The organism is Bradyrhizobium sp. WSM4873, assembly GCF_055811355.1.
On sequence record NZ_JBVVPS010000053.1, the window covers coordinates 21,152 to 28,477 of the forward strand.

At 61.8% G+C, this 7,326-nt stretch carries 8 protein-coding genes; 6 read left to right on the plus strand and 2 right to left on the minus strand.

The window, feature by feature from the left end; all coding sequences use genetic code 11:
- Positions 1–22 precede the first annotated feature (22 nt).
- The 3 genes from AC0L21_RS35915 to AC0L21_RS35925 all read left to right on the plus strand — a co-directional run bounded on the left by AC0L21_RS35915 (position 23) and on the right by AC0L21_RS35925 (position 3,109).
- Positions 23–1,627 (plus strand): alpha-amylase family glycosyl hydrolase, encoded by a 1,605-nt coding sequence (locus tag AC0L21_RS35915; RefSeq protein WP_473266559.1) that lies wholly within the window; start codon positions 23–25, stop codon positions 1,625–1,627.
- Positions 1,628–1,772: 145 nt separating this feature from the next.
- Positions 1,773–1,952 carry a hypothetical protein gene (locus tag AC0L21_RS35920; protein ID WP_027518469.1) on the plus strand — a complete coding sequence of 60 codons (180 nt, stop codon included), beginning with the start codon at positions 1,773–1,775 and terminating at the stop codon, positions 1,950–1,952.
- Positions 1,949–3,109, plus strand: coding sequence for a DUF305 domain-containing protein (locus tag AC0L21_RS35925; RefSeq protein ID WP_473266563.1), 1,161 nt, complete (start codon positions 1,949–1,951; stop codon positions 3,107–3,109). Before AC0L21_RS35920 ends, AC0L21_RS35925 begins: the two co-directional genes overlap by 4 nt.
- A gap of 11 nt (positions 3,110–3,120) precedes the next feature.
- Here the strand turns inward: AC0L21_RS35925 and AC0L21_RS35930 are convergent, their stop codons facing one another.
- Entirely contained in the window at positions 3,121–3,729 is a 609-nt protein-coding gene (locus AC0L21_RS35930; protein WP_473266566.1) for a cysteine hydrolase family protein, read from the minus strand.
- On the opposite strand from AC0L21_RS35930, the gene AC0L21_RS35935 reads away from it, so the two are divergent.
- Positions 3,698–3,880, plus strand: a complete 183-nt coding sequence (locus tag AC0L21_RS35935; RefSeq protein ID WP_473266580.1) for a hypothetical protein — start codon at positions 3,698–3,700, stop codon at positions 3,878–3,880. The genes AC0L21_RS35930 and AC0L21_RS35935 overlap by 32 nt on opposite strands.
- Before the next feature lie 227 nt (positions 3,881–4,107).
- Here the strand turns inward: AC0L21_RS35935 and AC0L21_RS35940 are convergent, their stop codons facing one another.
- On the minus strand, positions 4,108–4,410 hold the full coding sequence (locus AC0L21_RS35940; RefSeq protein WP_473266568.1) for a hypothetical protein: 303 nt from the start codon (positions 4,408–4,410) through the stop codon (positions 4,108–4,110).
- A gap of 137 nt (positions 4,411–4,547) precedes the next feature.
- Here AC0L21_RS35940 and AC0L21_RS35945 point away from each other — a divergent pair, with 137 nt between their 5' ends.
- On the plus strand, positions 4,548–5,675 hold the full coding sequence (locus tag AC0L21_RS35945) for a hypothetical protein (RefSeq protein ID WP_473266571.1): 1,128 nt from the start codon (positions 4,548–4,550) through the stop codon (positions 5,673–5,675).
- A gap of 21 nt (positions 5,676–5,696) precedes the next feature.
- A complete protein-coding gene (locus tag AC0L21_RS35950; protein WP_473266575.1) occupies positions 5,697–6,749 on the plus strand; it encodes a PIN domain-containing protein in 1,053 nt (350 codons plus the stop codon).
- The last annotated feature ends 577 nt before the right edge of the window (positions 6,750–7,326 follow it).

Sequence of the window (7,326 nt, forward strand, 5' to 3'; positions counted from 1 at the left end):
CACGACGAGGTGATGCAAGACAATGAGCGAGGCGTCCCGTAACGAAGGTGCGTGGTGGGAATCCGCCGTCATCTACGAAATCGCACTGATCTCGTTCCAGGACTCGGACGGCGACGGCAAGGGCGACCTCGCCGGCCTGGCATCGCGCATCGACTATCTGAAATGGCTCGGCGTCGACGCGGTGTGGCTGACGCCGATCTACAAGAGCCCTTTTCGCGACCTCGGCTACGATATTTCCGACTATTGCTCGATCGACCCTGCGTTCGGCAGCCTCGAGGCGTTCGACAGCCTGCTCAAGGCCCTGCACGCGGCGGGGATCCGCGTGATCCTCGATCTCGTGCCCAACCATACCGCGAACGATCACGCATGGTTCGTCGAGAGCAGCAGCTCACGGAACAGCGCGAAGGCCGATTGGTACATCTGGGCCGACGCGGCCGAGAACGGCGGCCCGCCCAACAACTGGCTGAGCCGCTTTGGCGGCAGCGGCTGGGAATGGTGCGAGGCGCGGCGGCAATATTACTACCATTCATTCCTGGTCGAGCAGCCCGATCTGAACTGGCGCAACCCGCAGCTGCGCGCCGCGATTGCCGAGGTCATGCGCTTCTGGCTCGATCGCGGCGTCGACGGCTTTCGCGTCGATGCCAGCGCCGTCCTGATCAAGGACGCGCTGCTGCGCGACAATCCACATAACCCGCAAGCGAAGGGCAAGCCGCCGCCGCAGCGCCAGACGCCCGTCTTTACCGACGACCGGCCGGAGACGATGGATTGCATCGAATTCATCCGCGAGGTGATCGACGGGTATCCAGGGCGGATGTTGTGCGGCGAAGTCCAGGGCAAGACCGACCGCATCGGTCACTTCTACGGCAACGACCGACCGCGCCTGCATCTGCCGCTCAATTTCGCGCTGCTGGACTCGCAATGGGACGCGTTCTCGCTGCAAGCGACGATCGACGCGTATTTCAACGCCATTCCAGATCATGCTTGGCCGGTCTGGGTGATCGGTGGTCACGACAAGCAGCGGATCGCGAGCAAGATCGGCGAGGCGCAAATGCGCGTGCTGGCGATGCTGCTGCTGACGCTGCGGGGAACGCCGTTCTTCTTCATGGGCGACGAGATCGGCCGCAAGCGCGTTCCGATTCCGCCCGACCGCGTCCGCGATCCCTTCGAGAAGCTCGTGCCAGGGTATGGCCTTTGCCGCGATCCCGAACGCGCGCCGATGCGATGGGATGACAGCCGCAACGGCGGCTTTACAACCGGCGATCCATGGCTGCCGCTCGAGCCGCCCGGAGGCGCGGCCAACGTCGCCGCGCAGCAGCGCGACCCACGTTCGATCCTGGCGCTGTTTCGCGCGCTGATGACGCTGCGGCGCGAGCATGGGTGCCTGCGCCACGGCGGCTACGCGCCGCTACGCGCGCAGAACGACGTTCTTGCCTACAGGCGGACGGGTGACGGCAGCGACATTCTGGTCGCGCTCAACATCGCCGGCGAGCCGCGGAAATGGCACTGGCAAGGTCGCGGCCGCCTGCTGATGTCGACGCATCTCGACCTACCGTCCGAGCCGTTGCCGGGCGCCTCCATCCTGCTCCGCGGCAATGAAGGCGTGATCATCGAACTCGAGCCAAGATGACGGCCGAGGAACCATCCGCGCGTCAGAGAGTCTCATTCAACGCTTCCGACGTCCCCCCTGCCGGAGGCTGAATAGACGAAACCGCGGCCCTGGCGCTCATCCCCCTTCAAGCGCCGGGGTAGCGGCGTGAGCCTGGAGGCAGACCATGAGCAAGACCAAGGGCCTCGGTCAGCGGATCGCTGGCAAGGCGAAACAGGCCGTCGGCGAGATCGTCGGCGATCAGGATCTCCATGAGGAAGGCAAGGAGCAAGCGGAGCGCGGCCGGGACGAACAGGGCAAGCCGAGCGAGCTCAATCCGTTGAAGAAGCTCAATCAGCTGACGTGAACGCTCCCGCGCCGTCAGCCATTTCCAGTTCAATTCGCCCCGGTGATGAAGGGGCCTCACGGCGGCGCTCACGCTGGGTCGCCGCTGCCGAACTGGGCCTGATCAGCAGCACCTTCTCGACCATCGTCAGCCAGCTCTTCGCCGCGCGCATCGGACGCGATGCCGCCGTCGACTGGATGACGGTGGCCGCCATCCCCGCACGCGATTGGGCGATCAGCGCAGAGCCGTCGTGGAGCGCGATCCTTGCAGGGATCGCCTTCCACCAATGGGCGGACTTCTCCTGGGCGCTGGTGTTCTTCGGCGTGCTCGGGCGCTGGACCGCCGACCTGCGGCCGCTGACGATCCTGCTGCTCGCCCTGCCCTGGGCCGTGTTCTCGTCAAGCATGGAATGGTTCGTGCTGGTGCCGCTGTTTCCGTTCTGGCAGCCGCTGTTCACGCTGCAGCAGCCCTACTGGATCGGCCTGCTCGTCCACGGCTCCTCAGCCGTGATGTATCCCCTGTTCGCCCGGTTGCGCTGGAGACGAGGCGCGGCACCCGCGCGCGATGTTCGCTTCACCAATGCCTGGACCACCGGCGCGCTGGTTGTGATCGCACTGCTCGGCGCGACCGCGTTGTTCGGCAGCCATGGTTACGAGCCGCCGTGGGCCGGCCGCGACAGGGACGCGGACCAGACTTATATCCGTCACATGACAGCGCATCACGCCCAGGGCATCGAGCTGGCGCGGATCGCCGCCGAGCGCGCGCAGGACCCGCATCTGCGAAAGCTGGCGATGCTGATGGTCGCAAGCCAGACCGGCGAGAACCGGATTTTCGAGACGTGGTGGCTGAGCTGGTTCGACGCCGAGATGCCCGATTGCAGCTCGGACGAACGTGCCGCCATGCCGGGCTTCCTGACACAGGCCGAGATGCGACAGGTCAAGGCCGCGCCGGCGGATCTATTCGACACGTTGTTCGTCGAGACCATGAGCAAGCATCACGCCGGCGCGGTCAGGATGGCCGACCAGATGTGGCATAGCGGCGGCGATCTGCGCCTGCGTGTGATGGCCCACGCCATCCGCCACGAGCAGCAGGGCGAGATCGCACTGATCAACGACGCCAGCGGCATTGCCGCCGTCGCCACCGCCTTCCGCAACATGCTCGCGGACAACGTCAACTGAGCCAATCGTCCCTACTCCCGCCAGAACTCCGCCAATTCCTCTGCGGTCATCAGATCGACCTGGCCGTGAAAGCGGGTGCGGTACATCGTCATGAGCGCATCATGGCCGACGTCGGACGAGCTGCACAGCGCATCCTCGATGATAACGACCCGAAAGCCGAGATCGACGGCGCTCAGGACCGTCGAGAGCACGCAGACGTCCGTCTCCGCCCCGGTGATGATGACCGTGCCGACATTCTTCTCGATCAGCAAGCTCGCCAGGCCGGGATTGCTGAACGCCGAATAGGCCGGCTTGTCGATGACGGCAGCCGGCGGAACGAACCGGCTCAGGGCCGGCACGAGTTCGAGACCGGACGGCGGAAGATGTTTGCGGGTCGCCTGTCGCCAGCGACGAAAATAGCTCTGCCATTGCCCCCGACGATCTTCCGGGTCCTCGGGCGTGATGAAGCGCGTGAAGATCGTTCTGGCCTGATGGCGCGAAACGATCGATGCGATTGTCGGCAAGACTCTCGCCATCCAGGGCGTCTCCCAGAGACCGCCAGGAGCAAAGATATTCTGCATGTCGATGCACAAGTGAACGGCGTCGCTGATGTCGGTCACTTCCGACGCGCTGTCTTTCATCGTCCTTCACCGTCGAACCACAGCCACGCGCCGCAGCCGGCATTTGCGCAGCGACCTCACCGACTGCAATGCGATCCCGACGATCATCGTTCCTCATCACGCGCAATCCAGTGGCAGCGCCGAATCGAACAATGCCGGCGCCATGGAATGAGGACGATCGTCGCTTTTAATCGGAACGGTGCTTGGGACCCGGCTCACGTCGGCAGCGCCGTTCGGACCCACTGGTGCGCTCGGAGAGAACCATTTGGCGTTGTCATACATTGATTTTATTGGATAATTTTGTCTGAAGAGCGTGCCCTGTATCCCAAATTGATCCCAATTTGTATCACAGAGGCACCCCCGATTCCGGTGCGCTCCACCCCGCCTTCTCGCGCGAGCTTAGGCGGCTCCGTGGGGGCATCGGGCGCGCAGAGGCAGATCAGCGCCGGTCGCCGGGTCGCGCCGCTCCCGACGCGGCAAGCGCGGCATGTGGATCGGCCGCTCGCGCGACCAGACGAGATCGGGCAACGGCACGCGCTCGAAGTGGCGGCAGGCGGGGCATTTGACTTCGAGCAGCGTAAAGCCCGCTAGGATCGCTGCGTCGATGCTCGGTGAAGGATCAGCGTCGCCGCCCAGGAAGCGCCGCGCGTTCCACTCTTCGCAGGCCAGCCGACGCGTGGCTAAAGCAACGTCCAATCGCAAGGAGTCCTCCGCACTCGGTAAATCCGAATACCGCATAAGCTGCCGCAAACATCCTCGCCTCCGGAGCGGCTTTGCGTTGCAGGGCGTTGTGATGCTCAGCTTGTGATTGTAGAGTGCCCTCGGTACTGGGGGGCATAATGAGCTTTGAAGACGAAGTGACCGGGGACTCGAAAGCCAAGAGCCCGGCGAAGAAGGCTAAGAAGGCGAAGAAAGCCAGGGCCGCCAAAAGGGTAAAAAGGGCCAAACCATCCAACAAGGGCACGGGCGCCGGGAGCGGTGGTGCGGCGACTTTTCCCCGCCACACAATCGAGAAGGTGCTTCGCATTCCCAAGGCGATTATCGACCAAAACGCCGGTCGAAATTGTTCTGAACGGGATAGTGCGACTTACGTAGGCGTCGGCTTCAACGGACCGTACCGTGTCGAGATTAGCTCGGCACTCAAGTACGGGCTACTCTCGCGGCCGGAGCCGGGCATTCTTGCCGTAACGGATCGCGCACGGCAGGCGATCCGGCCGCAAAAGCCTGGTGACGATATCGATGCACTTCGGCAAGCGGTGCTTGATGCGCCCGAAATCTCCGAGGTCTACAAGCACTATCGCGGGGAGTATCTGCCGGACGGGACGTTCTTCGAGCACGCGTTGGTAGATAAATTTCATATCCCTCCCGAGAAGGTCTCTGAATTTACTGAAATTTTCATGGCGACACTCAACAGCGCGCGGCTGCTTGAGCGGAAAGATGATAAATATCGCGTCCTGGATGTTACCTCCTCGCCTGACCGGGAGACGGTGAGCGAACTGAAGAGAAGCGCCGGGGTCGCGATTGCGGCGGGCGATACCTGCTTCGTCGTGATGCCGTTCGCGGCACCGGTCGGCGGCTACTTTCAAAATATCTACGAGCCGGCAATCCAGAAGGCTGGGCTTCGAGCGGTCCGCGCAGACGCTGACATATTCGGCACGGGCAAAATCATCGACCAGATTTGGTCGGGCATCAATGCTGCCAAGGTGCTCGTGGCCGAGCTGACGACCCGAAATCCCAATGTCTTTTACGAGCTGGGCCTCGCGCATGCGCTCGATAAGCCGGTCGTCTTAGTGTCATCGAATGAAGAGGACGTGCCTTTCGACCTCAAGCATATTCGGGTCATCTACTACGACGTGAACGATCCGTTCTGGGGGCACAAACTAATCGATAAAGTTGCCGAAAACATCGTGTCGGCGCTCAAAAATCCGGAGGAAGCCGTCTTTAAGCGAGCGCTTGAGTCAAAGTAGTCGCTATCTGCCAGGGAAACGATGAGCGAGAAGAAACAGCCGAAGCCTATCCGTCTTTTAGTCGACACATGCGTGTGGCTCGACCTAGCAAAGGACTACGGTCAAAGGTCGTTGCTCGGCGCACTCGATGACATGGTGAAGCGTGGTTACGTTTCGCTTATTCTGCCGCAGTTGATCGTCGACGAGTTTAACCGGAACAAGAGCCGGCTAATTGAAGATAGTGCCCGTGGCGCCATGAGCGCGCTCAAGCGGGCCAAAGACGTTACGATCCAGTTCGCAGAGCCAAAACGCCGCATGAAAGTGCTGCAGGACCTGCATGAAATCGACCGCAAGCTCGTAAACGTAGGCGACCAGGTTGCCGATGGCGTTGTGCATGCCCTTGCGATCTTCGCTCAGTCGAAAATCTTACCAACAACCGACGCCGTGAAGCTAAGGGCGGCGAACCGGGCGATCGAGAAGAAAGCGCCCTTCCATCGCGCCAAGAACGGCATGGGCGACGCCATTTTGATTGAAACCTATGCTGACGCCCTCGCGGCCGCGAAGCCGGGCGAGCGCCTCTGTTTCGTTACGCACAACACCAAAGACTTCAGCCATCCGACCAGCAACAACAAAATGCCGCATCCCGACGTTGCCGCCCTCTTCTCTAAGGTTAAGAGTCGCTACCTCATTTCGCTCGCGGATGCGCTACGCGTTATTCGGCCCCAGGACTACTTCGATATCATGATGCCGCACGACTGGCCGGAGATGCCGCCGCGCAGCCTCTCAGAGATCCAAAAGGCAGAAGAAGAGCTGCTGGATAAGATTTGGTACGACCGACACATGGTGCGGTACCACGCGATCCTAGAGGGCAAGATCAAGATCGTTGAAAAGGAAAGCGGGCCGTACCAAGCGCGCGAGCGAACCATACAGCGCGACATTTGGGAGGGCGCGTTGAAGGCCGGGGCCAAAGTACGAAAGAAGTACGGGGAGAATAATGTCGGCCCCTACAGCAAATTCGACTGGGGCATGATGAACGGGAAGCTCTCAGCGCTGCGGTGGGTGCTTGGGGACGAATGGGACATGCTGGATACCTAGCACGACAAGCTCCGCTGGTGGAACGCCCTCTGCTGGGAGCCGCCACCACGACGTGTTCAACCAGAGACTTAATTTCCCCAAACAGGATTGACCGCGATTCACTTGACTTTGCCTTGCGTCAAGAGAGGCCATCGGCCCGAAGGTTGAGGCTCTGGCCGAAAGAGGCCTCACCCTCACCTTCCTGCCGATACACTGATCGAACCGCGCGCCAAATGCGATCCAACGCACCGACCAACCGCTCTTCGATCCGGTCGATCAGCTGGACGGTCGCGTATTCTTGCGACCCTCTCGCGGAACTGCGCGAGATCGCGTTACGGCAGTCCACTTTCGGGCGATTGGCTGAGCCGCTCGAACGCGCGGCTCCCCACGCCGATCTGATCGACGCCGGCCTCGCCTGATATCTCTCAGCAACAACTGTCACTGAAACCTCAGCGTCATGCTGTCTCGGCTCGCTTCGGCACTCTTGCACATGTGGATATGTGGCACGGGGGTACTCAAGTTGCGGATTCCGACGAAGTCGCCCAGGCGTACCGATATGAAGTCGCCCGTGGATTCCGAGACGATGTCGCCCACCTTT